Source organism: Kitasatospora sp. NPDC088160 (assembly GCF_044741445.1).
Classification (GTDB): domain Bacteria; phylum Actinomycetota; class Actinomycetes; order Streptomycetales; family Streptomycetaceae; genus Kitasatospora.
Window position 1 is genome coordinate 1 of sequence record NZ_JBIUSS010000002.1, and the last position, 14,154, is coordinate 14,154.

At 73.8% G+C, this 14,154-nt stretch carries 12 protein-coding genes, 2 rRNA genes and 1 pseudogene; 12 read left to right on the forward strand and 3 right to left on the reverse strand.

Annotated elements, in window-relative coordinates; translation table 11 throughout:
* The 4 genes and pseudogenes from ACIOGZ_RS02435 to ACIOGZ_RS02450 all read left to right on the forward strand — a co-directional run.
* Positions 1–762 (forward strand): 23S ribosomal RNA (locus ACIOGZ_RS02435); the annotation flags it as partial.
* Positions 763–871: 109 nt separating this feature from the next.
* Positions 872–988 (forward strand): 5S ribosomal RNA (rrf, locus tag ACIOGZ_RS02440).
* A 204-nt stretch (positions 989–1,192) separates the two neighbouring features.
* Positions 1,193–1,993: pseudogene (locus tag ACIOGZ_RS02445) on the forward strand (tetratricopeptide repeat protein); the annotation flags it as partial.
* A gap of 66 nt (positions 1,994–2,059) precedes the next feature.
* The gene (locus ACIOGZ_RS02450) at positions 2,060–2,938 is read left to right on the forward strand and encodes a tetratricopeptide repeat protein (RefSeq protein ID WP_363589383.1); all 879 of its coding nucleotides are present in this window, start codon (positions 2,060–2,062) and stop codon (positions 2,936–2,938) included.
* A gap of 89 nt (positions 2,939–3,027) precedes the next feature.
* Here ACIOGZ_RS02450 and ACIOGZ_RS02455 read toward each other — a convergent pair whose 3' ends face one another.
* On the reverse strand, positions 3,028–4,398 hold the full coding sequence (locus ACIOGZ_RS02455; RefSeq protein ID WP_400812505.1) for a DUF1015 family protein: 1,371 nt from the start codon (positions 4,396–4,398) through the stop codon (positions 3,028–3,030).
* 92 nt (positions 4,399–4,490) lie between these two features.
* On the opposite strand from ACIOGZ_RS02455, the gene ACIOGZ_RS02460 reads away from it, so the two are divergent.
* Complete coding sequence (locus tag ACIOGZ_RS02460; RefSeq protein ID WP_363589375.1) at positions 4,491–5,090, forward strand: tetratricopeptide repeat protein; 600 nt, start codon at positions 4,491–4,493, stop codon at positions 5,088–5,090.
* Positions 5,091–5,176: 86 nt separating this feature from the next.
* Positions 5,177–6,214, forward strand: a complete 1,038-nt coding sequence (locus ACIOGZ_RS02465; protein WP_400984512.1) for an HAD-IIA family hydrolase — start codon at positions 5,177–5,179, stop codon at positions 6,212–6,214.
* A gap of 95 nt (positions 6,215–6,309) precedes the next feature.
* Here the strand turns inward: ACIOGZ_RS02465 and ACIOGZ_RS02470 are convergent, their stop codons facing one another.
* Positions 6,310–6,657, reverse strand: coding sequence for an SCP2 sterol-binding domain-containing protein (locus ACIOGZ_RS02470; RefSeq protein ID WP_363624102.1), 348 nt, complete (start codon positions 6,655–6,657; stop codon positions 6,310–6,312).
* 177 nt (positions 6,658–6,834) lie between these two features.
* Here ACIOGZ_RS02470 and ACIOGZ_RS02475 point away from each other — a divergent pair, with 177 nt between their 5' ends.
* The 4 genes from ACIOGZ_RS02475 to ACIOGZ_RS02490 all read left to right on the forward strand — a co-directional run bounded on the left by ACIOGZ_RS02475 (position 6,835) and on the right by ACIOGZ_RS02490 (position 9,789).
* On the forward strand, positions 6,835–7,761 hold the full coding sequence (locus tag ACIOGZ_RS02475; RefSeq protein WP_400984515.1) for a hypothetical protein: 927 nt from the start codon (positions 6,835–6,837) through the stop codon (positions 7,759–7,761).
* Positions 7,745–7,933, forward strand: a complete 189-nt coding sequence (locus ACIOGZ_RS02480; RefSeq protein WP_363589367.1) for a hypothetical protein — start codon at positions 7,745–7,747, stop codon at positions 7,931–7,933. The genes ACIOGZ_RS02475 and ACIOGZ_RS02480 overlap by 17 nt, the downstream gene beginning before the upstream one ends.
* Positions 7,930–8,787, forward strand: coding sequence for a TlyA family RNA methyltransferase (locus ACIOGZ_RS02485; protein WP_400984517.1), 858 nt, complete (start codon positions 7,930–7,932; stop codon positions 8,785–8,787). Before ACIOGZ_RS02480 ends, ACIOGZ_RS02485 begins: the two co-directional genes overlap by 4 nt.
* Before the next feature lie 93 nt (positions 8,788–8,880).
* A complete protein-coding gene (locus tag ACIOGZ_RS02490) occupies positions 8,881–9,789 on the forward strand; it encodes an NAD kinase (protein WP_063349647.1) in 909 nt (302 codons plus the stop codon).
* A gap of 19 nt (positions 9,790–9,808) precedes the next feature.
* On the opposite strand, the gene ACIOGZ_RS02495 is transcribed toward ACIOGZ_RS02490, so the two are convergent.
* Positions 9,809–11,308 carry a PLP-dependent aminotransferase family protein gene (locus ACIOGZ_RS02495; RefSeq protein WP_363589363.1) on the reverse strand — a complete coding sequence of 500 codons (1,500 nt, stop codon included), beginning with the start codon at positions 11,306–11,308 and terminating at the stop codon, positions 9,809–9,811.
* 132 nt (positions 11,309–11,440) lie between these two features.
* On the opposite strand from ACIOGZ_RS02495, the gene ACIOGZ_RS02500 reads away from it, so the two are divergent.
* Positions 11,441–12,136 (forward strand): YitT family protein, encoded by a 696-nt coding sequence (locus ACIOGZ_RS02500; protein WP_400812510.1) that lies wholly within the window; start codon positions 11,441–11,443, stop codon positions 12,134–12,136.
* Positions 12,137–12,224: 88 nt separating this feature from the next.
* Complete coding sequence (recN, locus tag ACIOGZ_RS02505; protein WP_363633577.1) at positions 12,225–13,958, forward strand: DNA repair protein RecN; 1,734 nt, start codon at positions 12,225–12,227, stop codon at positions 13,956–13,958.
* Positions 13,959–14,154 lie beyond the last annotated feature (196 nt).

Genomic DNA, 14,154 nt, shown 5'->3' on the forward strand with positions numbered 1-14,154 from the left:
GCAACGCCAGTTGTTGTGGAGTCGTCGTTGAAATACCACTCTGGTCGTGCTGGATGTCTAACCTGGGTCCGTGATCCGGATCAGGGACAGTGTCTGGTGGGTAGTTTAACTGGGGCGGTTGCCTCCTAAAGAGTAACGGAGGCGCCCAAAGGTTCCCTCAGCCTGGTTGGCAATCAGGTGTTGAGTGTAAGTGCACAAGGGAGCTTGACTGTGAGACTGACGGGTCGAGCAGGTACGAAAGTAGGGACTAGTGATCCGGCGGTGGCTTGTGGAAGCGCCGTCGCTCAACGGATAAAAGGTACCCCGGGGATAACAGGCTGATCTTCCCCAAGAGTCCATATCGACGGGATGGTTTGGCACCTCGATGTCGGCTCGTCGCATCCTGGGGCTGGAGTAGGTCCCAAGGGTTGGGCTGTTCGCCCATTAAAGCGGTACGCGAGCTGGGTTTAGAACGTCGTGAGACAGTTCGGTCCCTATCCGCTGTGCGCGTAGGAGTGTTGAGAAGGGCTGTCCCTAGTACGAGAGGACCGGGACGGACGAACCTCTGGTGTGCCAGTTGTCCTGCCAAGGGCATGGCTGGTTGGCTACGTTCGGGAGGGATAACCGCTGAAAGCATCTAAGCGGGAAGCCTGCTTCGAGATGAGCACTCCCACCTCCTTGAGAGGGTAAGGCTCCCAGTAGACGACTGGGTTGATAGGCCGGATATGGAAGCCCTGTGAGGGGTGGAGTTGACCGGTACTAATAGGCCGAGGGCTTGTCCTCAGTTGCTCGCGTCCACTGTGTGGTTCCCGGGTAGCGAACAGCTATCGCCGGCGAACAAGAAAAACACTTATCAATTAAAAAGTGTGTTTCGCTGAATACCCGATAGGGTTTCGGTGGTCATAGCGTGAGGGAAACGCCCGGTTACATTCCGAACCCGGAAGCTAAGCCTTACAGCGCCGATGGTACTGCAGGGGGGACCCTGTGGGAGAGTAGGACGCCGCCGAACAATCATTCAAGGCCGCGGCCCCAGCGACTCGCTGGGGCCGCGGCCTTTTTGTGTTTTGCGAACGAGTAGTACCCCGGCAGGCCGGGACCTTCGCCCAGGCGGAGTGTTCCGGGATGTCGGACAATGGAGATGGTGCGCGGCCAGGAGGCCGGCGCCGAAACCGCGTGACGGCAGCGGAGTTGCTCAGTCCGCGGTGGAGCTGAAGCAGCAGAAGGAGTCACCACGATGTCGAACCAGCCCCAGGACCGTCCCGAGCGTCGATCGGACGACGGCCGAGGCTACGAGCCCCGGTCCCGTGGGGGCTGGTCGAACGACCGTGGCGGCGCCCGTCGGGACGACCGTCAGGGCGGCGGCGGCTTCCGTCGTGACGACCGCCCCTCGGGTGGTGGTTTCAACCGTGACGACCGTCCGCGTCGTGACGACCGTCCGTCCGGTGGTGGTTTCAACCGTGACCGCGACGACCGCGGTGGCTTCCGTCGTGACGACCGCCCCTCCGGTGGTGGCTTCAACCGCGACCGCGGCGACCGCCCGTCGGGTGGTTTCAACCGCGATGACCGTGGTGGCGACCGTGGCGGCTTCCGTCGCGACGACCGCCCCTCCGGTGGCGGCTTCAACCGTGACCGCGGCGACCGCCCGTCCGGTGGCGGCGGTTTCCGTCGCGATGACCGTCCGGGCGGTTTCAACCGTGACCGTGACGACCGTCCGCGTCGTGACGACCGTCCGTCCGGTGGCGGCTTCAACCGCGACCGCGACGACCGCGGTGGCTTCCGTCGTGACGACCGCCCCTCCGGCGGTGGCTTCAACCGTGACCGTGGGGACCGCCCCTCGGGTGGTTTCAACCGCGATGACCGTGGTGGCGACCGTGGCGGCTTCCGCCGTGACGACCGCCCCTCCGGTGGCGGTTTCAACCGCGACCGCGGCGACCGTCGGGACGACCGCGGCGGCTACCGCGGCAACCGCGACGACCGCCGTGACGACCGGGGCGGCTACGACGACCGTCGTGGCAACTACGAGCCCGTCAAGCGCCTGCCGATCCCGGAGGACGTCACCGGCTTCGAGCTGGACGGGGACGTGCGCCAGGAGCTCAAGAGCCTTCCCAAGACGCTCGCGGACGATGTCGCCCGCAACCTGGTGATGGTGGCCCGCCTGCTCGACACCGAGCCGGAGGAGGCCTACCAGTTCTCCCGCGTCGCGCTCCGTCTGGCCTCCCGGGTGGCCGCCGTCCGTGAGGCGGCCGGTTTCGCCTCGTACATGACGCAGCGGTACTCCGAGGCGCTGACCGAGTTCCGTGCCGCCCGTCGGATGACCGGCCGCGCGGACCTGTGGCCCGTGATGGCCGACTGCGAGCGCGGTCTGGGCCGTCCGGAGCGGGCACTGGCGATGGCCGGTGAGCCCGAGGTGAAGCAGCTGGACAAGGCCGGCCAGGTCGAGATGCGCCTGGTGTCCGCCGGCGCCCGCTCCGACATGGAGCAGTTCGACGCGGCCGTGGTGACCCTGCAGAGCCCGGAGCTGGCCTCCAGCGCCGTGCACCCGTGGACCGCGCGTCTTCGGTACGCCTACGGCGAGGCGCTGATCGCGGCCGGCCGTGGCGACGAGGCGCGTGACTGGTTCGCGAAGGCGGCCGAGGCCGACACCGACGGCACGACCAACGCGGCGGAGCGCCTGGCCGAGATCGACGGCGTGGAGTTCGTGGACGCGCTCGACCCGGAGATGGCCGAGGAGGAGTCCGAGCAGGCCGACGCCCCGGCGAAGAAGCGCGGCGGCGAGGCCTCCGACGACCGCGTCATCTTCGAGGACGAGGAGGACGTCGAGGAGTACTACGACGAGGACGACCTCGAGATCGACGAGGAGTTCGACGGCGTGGTGCCCGCGCGCGCCACCGAGGCCAAGGACGAGGCCAAGGACGAGGCGAAGGCTGACGCCGAGGCCAAGGGCGACGCCCGCAGCTGAGCGGCTCCGACCGACGAGTGAGGCCCTGCCTGCTTCCCCTGGAATTCCAGGGGAAGCAGGCAGGGCCTCTTCGCGTTTCGGCGGGGAACCTAGCCCAGTTCGAGGTTGCGCAGCACCAGTCCGGTGGCCGGCTTCGGCCCGAAGGAGGTGGACTTGCGCGGCATGGTGACGCCCTGTTCGGCGAGCCTGCGGACCACGCTCTCCCGGACCGGGTGCAGCAGGACGGCGGTGCCGCCAGTGCGCGCGGCCTCCTGCTCGGCGGCTGCGGCGGTGTGCAGGTAGCCGATGTCGTCCGGGCCGTCGGGGACGTGCCAGGTGCGGTCGAGCAGGGTGGCGTGCAGGACCGTGGCGTCCAGGTGGCGCCACTCCTCGGGCCGGTCGTGCGGCACGGTGGCGTCGAGCAGTGCCTCCTCGGGCTCGCCGAGCAGCCAGTACACGCCGTCCCCGCCGGTCAGTATGAAGCCGTTGCCGCCGTGCCGTTTCTGTTCGGCGAGCGCCTGGAGGGCGGCGGTCAGCGGGCCGGGGACCTCCTTGACCTTCCACTGGTCGCCGAGCCTCTCCAGTGCCTCGGCCACGGGCAGCCGGTACAGCACCCGGTGGATGGCCCGGACCCGCAGCGGGTAGCGGGCGGTGTCCACCAGGAGCACCAGGCCGCGGTCCCACGGGCTGCGCGGCAGGTGGCGGTGCTCGCGCTGGAGGCGGAGGTACATCTCCCAGCGGTGGTGGCCGTCGGCGATCAGGGCCCGGCAGGTGGCGAGGTCGCGGCTGATCTCGGCGATCTCGGCGGGGTCGGCGACGGCCCAGAGGCGGTGGTGGGTGCCGTCGCTGGTGGCCGTGGAGAGCAGCGGCTCGCCCTGGACGGTCCGTTCGATGACGCCGGAGGCGCCGCCGCCGCCGCGGTAGGTGAGCAGCAGCGGTTCGAGGTTGGCCCGGGTGGTGCGCATCAGGCCGACCCGGTCGGCGACCGGCCGCGGCATCACGTCCTCGTGGGGGAGGACCACGCCGGCCTCGCGACCGCTCACCGCGAGGGCCCCGATCAGCCCGCGCTGGAGCAGTTCGGGGGAGTCGCCGGTGGCGGGCACGCGCTGCTCGTAGACGTAGAGCGCGGGCGCCGCGTCGGCGGCGAGGATCCCCTCGCGCTGCCAGGCGGCCAGGAGCCGGGCGGCGTGCCGGTACTTGGTGTCGCGGTCGGGCCGATCGCCGGCGTCCTCGGGCTCGGGCCTGGGCAGGATCAGCCGGACCACGTTGTGCGGGTCGGCGGTCTCCAGGTCGAGCCGGCGGCCGGGGTCGACGACGTCGTACGGCGGTGACATGACCGCGGCCAGGGCACCGACCCGATCGGGGACGTAGCGCAGGCCTCGGAAGGGTGACAGGGACAGGCCTGCGGTGGCGACGTGCCCGGGATTGCCGGGGCCGCCCTCGGGAGTCTCGACTCCGTCTTCTGCACTGGGTGTGCTCATTCTGGGCATCGTAACCGGGTACGCGTTGTTGAGAGATCGGAATACCCGTGCTGACCTGTGGGACGGGTGTGCGACCGAGGGCGAGGTACCGCATGGACGACGGGCAGGAACGGCTGGACGGCAGCGGCCCGGCCGAGCAGGGCGGGCCGGCCGGCGTCGGCGGCGGGGGCGCTCCGGCGCACGGCGGCGTGCCGGCGCAGGGGCGTTCCGGCGAGCCGACCGGGGACGTGTACGACTGGTTCCGGCGCGGCGGCAGGCTGCTGGCCCAGGGCAACCCGGCGGCCGCCGAGCAGCTGCTGGTCCGGGCGGCGGCGGCCGAGCCGCAGTCGCGCAGCATCCGGGAGACGCTGGCGCGAGCCCAGTTCGACACCGGTTCGTACGCGGCGGCGCTGGAGAACTTCCGGGCCGTCGCGCTGGCCGATCCGTCGGACGACTACGCTCAGTTCGGGTGGGGCGTCGCGGCGGCCCGGCTGGGCGACTTCGAGACGTCCGCCGAGCACCTGGCGCTGGCCGTGGCCATGCGGCCGGGCACCGAGCACTACCAGGCGGCGCTGCGGCAGACCAGGGCGACCCTGGCGGCCCGCGCCGGGGCGTTCGGCCCGCTGCTGCCCGGGGCACCCGGGTACCTGGCGCCCCCGCCGGGCCCGGACGGGGCGCCGACGGGCGACGCCGGTGCGGACGACGAGGTCTGACCGGCTCAAGGGCCCACCGGCTCAAGGGCCACCCGCTCGGGGGCACCCGAGGAAGCGAACGACGCAGTGAATGAGGTAGCGCAGCCATGACCGAGACGGCCACCACCGTGCGACGGACCGCCCCCGGCGGCAGCGAGCAGCCGCTGACCGAGGCGTACGACACGGCGCTGCTGGACCTGGACGGCGTGGTCTACGCGGGCCCGCACGCGATCGAGCACGCCGTGGACGCGCTGGCCGCCGCCCGGACGGCCGGGATGCGGCTCGCGTACGTGACCAACAACGCCTCCCGCCCGCCGCGGGTGGTGGCCGAGCACCTGACCGGGCTGGGCGTGCCGGCCGAGCCGGCCGACGTGATCAACTCGGCGCAGGCGGCCGCCCGGGTGGTCGCCGAGAAGGTGCCGGCCGGGGCGAAGGTGCTGGTCGTGGGTGGCCCGGGGCTGGAGGAGGCTCTGGCCGAGCGCGGGCTGGTCGCCGTCCGCTCGCTGGCCGAGGAGCCGCTCGCGGTGGTCCAGGGCTACGACCCGTCGGTCGGCTGGGCGCAGCTGGCGGAGGCCGCGTACGCGGTGCAGCAGGGGCTGCCGTGGGTGGCCTCCAACACCGACCTGACCATCCCGACCGCGCGCGGCATCGCGCCCGGCAACGGGACGCTGGTGGCGGCGGTGCGGGCGGCCGCCGGGGTGGACCCGGTGGTGGCGGGCAAGCCGCAGCCGCCGATGCACCGGGAGACCGTGCTGCGGACCGGCGCGCGGCGGCCACTGGTGGTCGGCGACCGGCTGGACACCGACATCGAGGGCGCGTTCAACGGCGGGGTGGACAGCCTGCTGGTCTTCACCGGGGTGACCACCCCGGCGCAGCTGCTGGCGGCCCCGGCCGAGCACCGGCCGACCTACCTGTCGGCGGACCTGCGCGGGCTGCTGGAGCCGCACCCGGCGGTCACGACCGGGGCGGACGGCTTCGGTTGCGGCGGCTGGGCCGCGTCGGCCGCCGGTGGCGTGCTGCGGCTGGACGGCGGCGGGGACCGCTGGGACGGTCTGCGGGCGCTGTGCGCGGCGGCGTGGACGGCGCTGGACGCGGACGGCGCACCGGCCGACGGGCGCAAGGCCCTGGCCGAGCTGGGGTTCTGAGCCGCCGCGCGGCGCTCAACACGAGGGCGGTCGGGCCCGGAGCGCTCGGGTCCGGAGCGCTCGGGTCCAAGAGGGAAGGACCACGGCGGCCGGGTTCAGAGCAGGGTGCGCAGCCGCAGCAGATCGCGGAAGCTCGCCTCCAGCCGGATCCGGCCGCCCGCCCAGGCGGACGCGAAGTTGAGCCCGCCGAAGACCACGGCGACCAGGTCGTCGCTGCTCATGGTGAGTCGGATCGCCGCCTTCTCGGCCGGGGCGCCGGGGGCCGAGGCGAGGTCGTGGATCCGGCCGTCGCGCAGTTGGCCGGTGAAGGTCAGGTCGAGGTCGGTGATCCGGCAGCTGAGCGAGCGGTCGAGAGCGGCCGCCTTGCGGACGTCACCGGTGGACTTCGCCATGTTCCGGCTGAGCTGTTCCAGTGCCTCGCGGCACTCCTCGGCGTTGGCCATGGCGGTGGTTCCCCTCCCTGGGTTCCCTGGTGGTTGCGGCAGGTGACGGCGATGGTCCCTGCCGGGCCACGGTACCGCAGGCGGGTTTTGGCGGTAGCGTCGTCCGTGGGGTGCCCGGATCGGCCCGGGCACCGACGGCGACGGAGCGATGCGCGCAGGCGCTAAGGAGGCACCCGGATGCTGCCGAGGACGGTGCGGGGAGTGGTGGAGGTCGCCGCCGGGCTGGCGGAGGAGGTCGGCAAGCGGGTCGTCGGGACGGCGGCCGTGATCCTGGAGCGGACCGGGGTCGACGTCACCGAGGTCGAGCGCCGGCTCGGCGGGCAGTTCCCGCCGTCGGCGAAGACGCTGCAGACGCTGGCGGAGGAGGCGGTCACCGCCGGGCGGGCCGGGGTGGACCTGGCCGTCGGGGTGGCGCGCGGCGAGGTGGAGAAGGCCTTCGAGAAGGTCGGCGACCAGGTGATGAAGGTCGGCGTGGTGCTCGCCTATCTGGAGAGCAAGCTGCGCGAGGTCGAGGAGGAGGCCGAGCCCGCGGTGCGGTCGGCCGGGTTCGACGAGGCGGCGGAGCCGGCGCCGGCGCCCCGGGCGGACGACCTGTTCGGGCGCGGCTGGGAGCGGGCGGACGAGCAGCCGGCGGCCCCGGCGGCGGGGGAGCCGGTAGTGGCCGAACGGGTGGAGGTGGACGAGCCGGTCGAGGTCGACCCGCCCGTCCCGCCGGTACGGCCGTCGCTACCGGGGAAGGCCGCCGCGAAGCGGACCCCGGCGAAGGAGCCCACGGCAGCGGAGCCGGCCCCGGCGAAGGAGCCCACGGCAGCGGAGCCGGCCCCGGCGGAGCAGACCTCGGCGGAGAAGGCCCCGGCGGCGGGCCGGGCCGGGGTGAAGAAGTCCCCGGCGAAGAAGGCGGCGGCCAAGAAGCCGGTGGCCAAGAAGACGGCCGCCAAGAAGACGACCGTGCGCAAGACGGCCGTCAAGAAGACCGCCACCGCGCAGCAGACCGCCGCCGAGCCGCCCGCGCAGCCCAAGGCGCCCGCGAAGCGTACGGCGACGAAGAAGACCACCGTCCGCAAGGCCACCAGCACGAAGAAGCCCGATGACCGGACCAGCTGAAGCCGTCGAACCGCTCGGCGTGGAACCGACCCCGACCGGCCACCCCGTCGTGGACGCCGGGCTGGCCCGGCTGGAGGCCCTGGACGGGGTCCCGGCCGAGGCACACGTCGAGGTGTACGAAGATGTTCACCAGCGGCTGGCCGACACGCTGGCCGCGCTCGACCAGGAATGACCCTGGAACGACCCGCAGGACCCGTAGGAGCTGAAACACCAGTGGCAGTGGCACGACGCCGACTCGACGCGGAGCTGGTCCGCCGCAAGCTGGCCCGGTCGCGTGAGCACGCGTCCGAGCTGATCGCGGCCGGCCGGGTGACCGTCGGAGGCACCACCGCGACCAAGCCGGCCACCCAGGTGGAGACCTCGGCCGCGGTCGTGGTGGCCGAGGACGACAACGACCCCGACTACGTCTCGCGCGGCGGGCACAAGCTGGCCGGGGCGTTCGCCGCCTTCGTCCCGCAGGGCCTGGTGGTCGAGGGCCGCCGGGCGCTGGACGCGGGCGCCTCCACCGGCGGCTTCACCGACGTCCTGCTGCGGGCCGGCGCGGCCGGCGTGCTGGCGGTGGACGTTGGCTACGGGCAGCTCGCGTGGTCGCTGCAGAGCGACGAGCGGGTGACGGTGATGGACCGAACCAACGTCCGGGAGCTGACCCTGGAGCTGATCGGCGGCACCCCGGTCGACCTGGTGGTCGGCGACCTGTCGTTCATCTCGCTGGGCCTGGTGCTGCCCGCGCTGGCCGCCTGCGCGGCCGGGGACGCGGACCTGGTGCTGATGGTCAAGCCGCAGTTCGAGATCGGCAAGGAGCGCCTGGGCAGCGGCGGGGTGGTGCGCAGCCCCCAGCTGCGCGCCGAGATGGTGCGCCAGGTCGCCGGGCAGGCGTGGGAGCTCGGGCTGGGCGTGCGCGCAGTCACCGCGAGCCCGCTGCCGGGCCCGTCCGGGAACGTGGAGTACTTCCTGTGGCTGCGCCGGGACGCCCCGCAGCTGGATCCCGCCGAGGCGGACCGGGCCGTCGCGGAGGGGCCCCGATAGGGTGCTGTGGGGGCGTCCGGTCCGTCATGCTGTGTGACGCGGCCGTACCGGGGCCGAAGGCGACCCGGCAGGCGTGAGGGAGAGGGCAGCGGCATGAGCGATGAAGAACGTACGGTCTTCCTGATCGCGCACACCGGCCGGGCGGCGGCGCTGCGCAGCGTCGAGGCCTTGGTGCACGGGCTGCTGAAGGCGGGCATCCGGATCAGACTGCTCGCCTCCGAGGCGCTGGACCTGGACCTGCCGGACGGGGTCGAGAAGGTGGCCGGGGGGCCGGGTGCGGCGGACGGCTGCGAGCTGATCCTGGTCGCCGGCGGGGACGGGACGCTGCTGCGCGGGGCGGAGCTGGCCCGCGAGCACGGGCTGCCGATGCTCGGGATCAACCTGGGCCGGGTCGGGTTCCTCGCCGAGGCCGAGCGGGACGATCTGGCCGTGGTGGTCGAGCGGGTGGTCGACGCCGACTACGAGGTCGAGGAGCGGATGACGATCGACGTCATCGTCCGCACCAACGGCGATGTGGTGCACCAGGACTGGGCGTTGAACGAGGCGTCGATAGAGAAGGCGTCCCGGGAGCGGATGCTGGAGGTGGTGACCGAGGTGGACGGCCGCCCGGTCTCCAACTTCGGCTGCGACGGCGTGGTGTGCGCGACGCCGACCGGTTCCACCGCGTACGCGTTCTCCGGCGGCGGGCCGGTGGTGTGGCCGGAGGTGGAGGCGCTGCTGATGGTGCCGATCTCCGCGCACGCGCTGTTCGCCCGCCCGCTGGTGACCTCGCCGGACTCGGTGCTGGCCGTCGAGGTGCAGCCCAAGACCCCGCACGGCGTGCTCTGGTGCGACGGGCGGCGCACGGTCGAACTGCCCGCCGGCGCACGGGTGGAGGTCCGCCGGGGGCAGACCCCGGTGCGTCTGGCCAGACTGCACCGGGCGCCGTTCACCGACCGGCTGGTGGCCAAGTTCGCGCTGCCGGTGACGGGTTGGCGCGGGCGGGCGAACACCCACTGCTGACCGCCCGTCGGTTCGCCGGTCAGATCGCCAGCGGCGGGGTGTCGCCGGGCGGCCCGTACCGGCCGCCCGCCGTCGCCCGGGCGGCGGTCTCGGCGAGCCGCTGCACGGCGGCGGGGACGGCCGGGGCCGGCACGGTGAGCGGGATCCGGATGTGGTGCTCGAACGCGCCGTCCGAGCCGAACCGGTTGCCCGAGGCGATCCGCACCCCGGCGCGTTCCCCGGCCCGGGCCAGCGCCGCGCCGGACAGCCCGCCGGTGGACACCCAGAGCGAGAGGCCGCCGGGCGGTGGCGTGAACGACCAGCCCGGCAGGTGCTCGGGCAGTGCGGCGGCGAAGGCGTGCGCGGTCGCCCGCAGCCGGTCCAGCTGGTGCGCCCGGACGGCGGGCAGCGGCTCGCCCAGCAGTTCGGCGGCGATCAGCTGTTCCAGGACCGGCGTGCCGACGTCGCTGTAGACCCGGTCGGCGGCCAGCCGGCGCACCAGCGCGGGCGCGGCCCGGACCCAGCCGATCCGCAGGCCGCCCCAGAGCAGCTTGCTGGCCGAGCCGACGGTGACCACCTGGGTGGACCGGTCCAGCGCCGCCATCGGGCGCGGCAGCGGGACGGACTCCGGTACGCCCCAGCCGAGTTCGGCGGTGGTCTCGTCGACCAGGACGATGCTGCCGGCGGCCCGGGCGGCGGCCAGCAGCTCGCGGCGCTGCTCCTCGCCGATCAGCGCACCGGTCGGATTGTGGAAGTCGGGGATCACGTAGGCGACCTTGGGCGCGGCCCCGCGCAGCACCCCGCGCCACTCGGCGAGGTCCCACTCGGGCTGGGGGCGGTAGCCGTACGGCACCGGCACCAGGCGGGCGCCGGTGATCCGGAGCGCCTGAAGGGTGTGGGCGTAGCTGGGCGCCTCGACGGCGACCCGGTCGCCGCGACCGATCAGCGCCCGCTGGACCAGGTGCAGCCCGCCCATCGCGCCGGTGGTGACGAGGATCTGGTCGGGGGTGGTGGGCAGGCCGCGCTGGGTGTAGCGGCGGGCGAGGGCCTCGCGCAGCACCGGGACGCCGGTGGGGTAGTGGCCGTGCCCGGCGGCGTAGCAGGGCAGCTGCTCGACGGCCCGGACGGTGGCCTCGCCGAGGAACGGCTGCGGGGCCGGCAGGGCGGCGACCCCGAGGTCCAGGGTGCGGCCCTGCTCGTCCGGGGGGACGGGGTGCAGCGCGTCGCTGGGCGGCGGGGCGCCCTCGGGCAGGGCGGTCCAGCTGCCGGCGCCGCGGCGGCTGAGCAGGTAGCCGTCGGCGCGCAGGGTCTCGTAGGCGGTGGCGACGGTGGTGCGGCTCAGCTCCAGGGCGCCGGCGAGTTCGCGTTCGGCGGGCAGCCGGGCGCCGACCGGCAGGCGGCCCTCGGTGACCAGCAGCCGGATCTGCCCGGCGAGGGTCCGGTAGGCGGGGCGGCGGGCGGTGGCTGGTTCGGGCAGCCGGGCGGCGGCGAGCAGCCGGGCGAGCGCGGGCGGGGTGATGGTGGTGTGCCAGTCGGCCAAGGCTGATCAGTCCACTTGCTCGAAATTGGCCCTGGAGCGGGCTCTATTGGCCTGACCATCATGGCAGTGCGGCCGTCGAGTCCGCCACCGCCGGGGCCGCCCGGGGTGCAGCACCACCCGCAGGAGCACCCGATGGCCACCACGACCACGCCCACGACCACGTCCGAACCCGCCCCGGAGGCCGCCCGGCCCCCGCTCGCCGCCCGGGTGCTCGGCGACACCCACGCCCTGGGCCGCCGGATCCCGCAGCTCGCCGTCGGCCTCTACCTGTACGGCGCGAGCATGGCGCTGATGCTGCGCTCCGGCCTCGGCCTCGACCCGTGGGACGTCTTCCACCAGGGCCTGCAACGCGTCGCCGGCCTCTCGGTGGGCACCTGGGTGACCATCTGCGGCGCCCTGGTCCTGCTGCTGTGGATCCCGATCCGCCAGCGCCCGGGCGTCGGCACCGTCGCCAACGTGCTGGTGCTGGGCGCCTCGATGGACCTCACGCTGCGGATGGTCGACGGCCCGCACGGGCTGCCCGCCCGGATCGCGCTGATGGCCGCCGCGATCCTGCTCAACGGCCTGGCCACCGGCCTCTACATCGGTGCCCGCCTGGGCCCCGGCCCGCGCGACGGCCTGATGACCGGCCTGCACCGGCGCACCGGGCGTTCGCTGCGGCTGATCCGCACCGGCATCGAGGTGACGGTGCTGGTCGCCGGTGTCCTGCTGGGCGGCACCGCCGGGGTCGGCACGGTCGCGTACGCACTGGCGATCGGCCCGCTGGTGCAGATCTTCCTGCCGTGGTGCACGGTACCGGGACCCGGGCAAACGCCCCGGAAGGGGTGAACTTCCGGGCACGGAGTTGCCGCGCGGCGTTGCCGCTCGTCGCGCGCCGGGGGTGGAACCTCGTAAGGTCGTCTCCGTGTTGGACGAGATGCGGATACGGGATCTTGGGGTCATCGACGACGCGGTGGTCGAACTCGCCCCCGGCTTCACCGCCGTGACCGGTGAGACCGGCGCCGGAAAGACCATGGTCGTGACCAGCCTCGGCCTGCTGCTCGGCGGTCGCGCCGACCCGGGCCTGGTGCGCAACGGGACCGGACGCGCCGTCGTCGAGGGCCGGCTGGAGCTGCCCGCCGGCTCCCCGGCGGCGATCCGCGCGGCCGAGGCCGGGGCCGAACTGGACGAGGGCGCCCTGCTGATCAGCCGGACCGTCTCCGCCGAGGGCCGCTCCCGGGCGTACGTCGGCGGGCGGGCGGTCCCGGTCGGGCTGCTCACCGAACTCGGCGAGGAACTGATCGCCGTGCACGGCCAGACCGACCAGCAGCGGCTGCTGCGCCCGGCCCGCCAGCGCGGCGCGCTGGACCGGTACGCGGGCGAGGCGGTGGCCGAACCGCTGGCCCGCTACCGGGAGACCTACCGGAGCCTGCGCGAGGTCTCGGCCACCCTGGAGGAGCTGACCACCCGGGCCCGTGAACGCGCGCAGGAGGCCGATCTGCTGCGCTTCGGCCTGGACGAGATCGCCGCCGCCGAGCCGGTGGCCGGCGAGGACACGGAGCTGGCCGCCGAGGCCGAGCGGCTGGGCCACGCCGACGCGCTGTCCTCCGCCGCGACCCTCGCCCACGCCGCCCTGGCCGGGGACCCGGCCGACCCGGAGGCACTGGACGCGGGCACCCTGCTCGCGCAGTCCCGCCGCGCGCTGGACGCTGTGCGCCACCACGACGAGCGCCTCGCCGGCCTCGCCGACCGCCTCAACGAGGTCGGCTACCTGCTCGCCGACGTGGCCGGCGACCTGGCCGGCTACGCGGACGACCTGGACGCCGACCCCGTCCGGCTCGCCGCCGTCGAGGACCGCCGGGCCGTCCTGGCCCAGCTGCTGCGCAAGTACGGCGGCCCGGAGAACTCCCTCGCCGAGGTGCTCGCCTGGGCCGAGGCCAGCTCCGCCCGGCTCGCCGAACTCGACGGCGACGACGACCGGATCGACCGGCTCGGCGCCCAGGAGACCGCGCTGCGGGCCGAGTTGGCCGAGCTGGCGGCCGAGGTGTCGGGCGCCCGGCAGGCCGCGGCCGGGCGTTTCGCCGAGGCCGTCTCCGCCGAACTCGCCGAACTGGCGATGCCGCACGCCCGGGTGACCTTCTCGATCGCCCAGGTCGACGACCTGTCGGGGATCGAGGTCGACGGCCGCACCGTCGCCTACGGCCCGCACGGCGTGGACGAGGTTGAGGTGCTGCTCGCCCCGCACCCCGGCGCCCAGCCCCGCCCGATCGCCAAGGGCGCCTCGGGAGGTGAGCTGTCCCGCGTGATGCTCGCCGTCGAGGTGGTCTTCGCGGGCGCCGACCCCGTCCCCACCTACCTGTTCGACGAGGTGGACGCGGGCGTCGGCGGCAAGGCCGCGGTCGAGATCGGCCGCCGGCTGGCCAAACTGGCCGAATCCGCCCAGGTCGTGGTGGTCACCCACCTGCCGCAGGTCGCCGCCTTCGCGGACCGGCACCTGGTGGTGGAGAAGACCAACGACGGCACCGTGACCCGCAGCGGCGTCAAGGTGCTGAACGACGAGGAGCGGGTGCGCGAACTCTCCAGGATGCTGGCCGGACTGGAGGACTCCGAGCTCGGCCGGGCCCACGCCGAGGAACTGCTGGCCGCCGCCCGGGCCCCGCGCCACCGCTAGGGCGTGTCCGGCCGATCTTGCCGGACAGGGCCTGGGGCACTTCGCGTCGAGCGCCCGGCCGGACCTGCTGCGACAGGTCCTGGCCGGGGTGCCCGACCCGCCGACAGGGTCGGGTGGCCCTTGCGGACGGAAGGCGACGCGCCCCTGGTGGCGCCGACTGTCCAAGAGGGCCGCCGACCTGGCATGGTGGCGGCTG

Excerpts from the sequence above, each read along its gene's own strand:
- ACIOGZ_RS02455 (WP_400812505.1), bottom strand. The coding sequence starts at position 4,398 with ATGAGCACACCCAGTGCAGAAGACGGAGTCGAGACTCCCGAGGGCGGC.
- ACIOGZ_RS02460 (WP_363589375.1), top strand. The coding sequence starts at position 4,491 with ATGGACGACGGGCAGGAACGGCTGGACGGCAGCGGCCCGGCCGAGCAG.
- ACIOGZ_RS02465 (WP_400984512.1), top strand. The coding sequence starts at position 5,177 with ATGACCGAGACGGCCACCACCGTGCGACGGACCGCCCCCGGCGGCAGC.
- ACIOGZ_RS02470 (WP_363624102.1), bottom strand. The coding sequence starts at position 6,657 with ATGGCCAACGCCGAGGAGTGCCGCGAGGCACTGGAACAGCTCAGCCGG.
- ACIOGZ_RS02475 (WP_400984515.1), top strand. The coding sequence starts at position 6,835 with ATGCTGCCGAGGACGGTGCGGGGAGTGGTGGAGGTCGCCGCCGGGCTG.
- ACIOGZ_RS02480 (WP_363589367.1), top strand. The coding sequence starts at position 7,745 with ATGACCGGACCAGCTGAAGCCGTCGAACCGCTCGGCGTGGAACCGACC.
- ACIOGZ_RS02485 (WP_400984517.1), top strand. The coding sequence starts at position 7,930 with ATGACCCTGGAACGACCCGCAGGACCCGTAGGAGCTGAAACACCAGTG.
- ACIOGZ_RS02490 (WP_063349647.1), top strand. The coding sequence starts at position 8,881 with ATGAGCGATGAAGAACGTACGGTCTTCCTGATCGCGCACACCGGCCGG.
- ACIOGZ_RS02500 (WP_400812510.1), top strand. The coding sequence starts at position 11,441 with ATGGCCACCACGACCACGCCCACGACCACGTCCGAACCCGCCCCGGAG.
- recN (WP_363633577.1), top strand. The coding sequence starts at position 12,225 with ATGCGGATACGGGATCTTGGGGTCATCGACGACGCGGTGGTCGAACTC.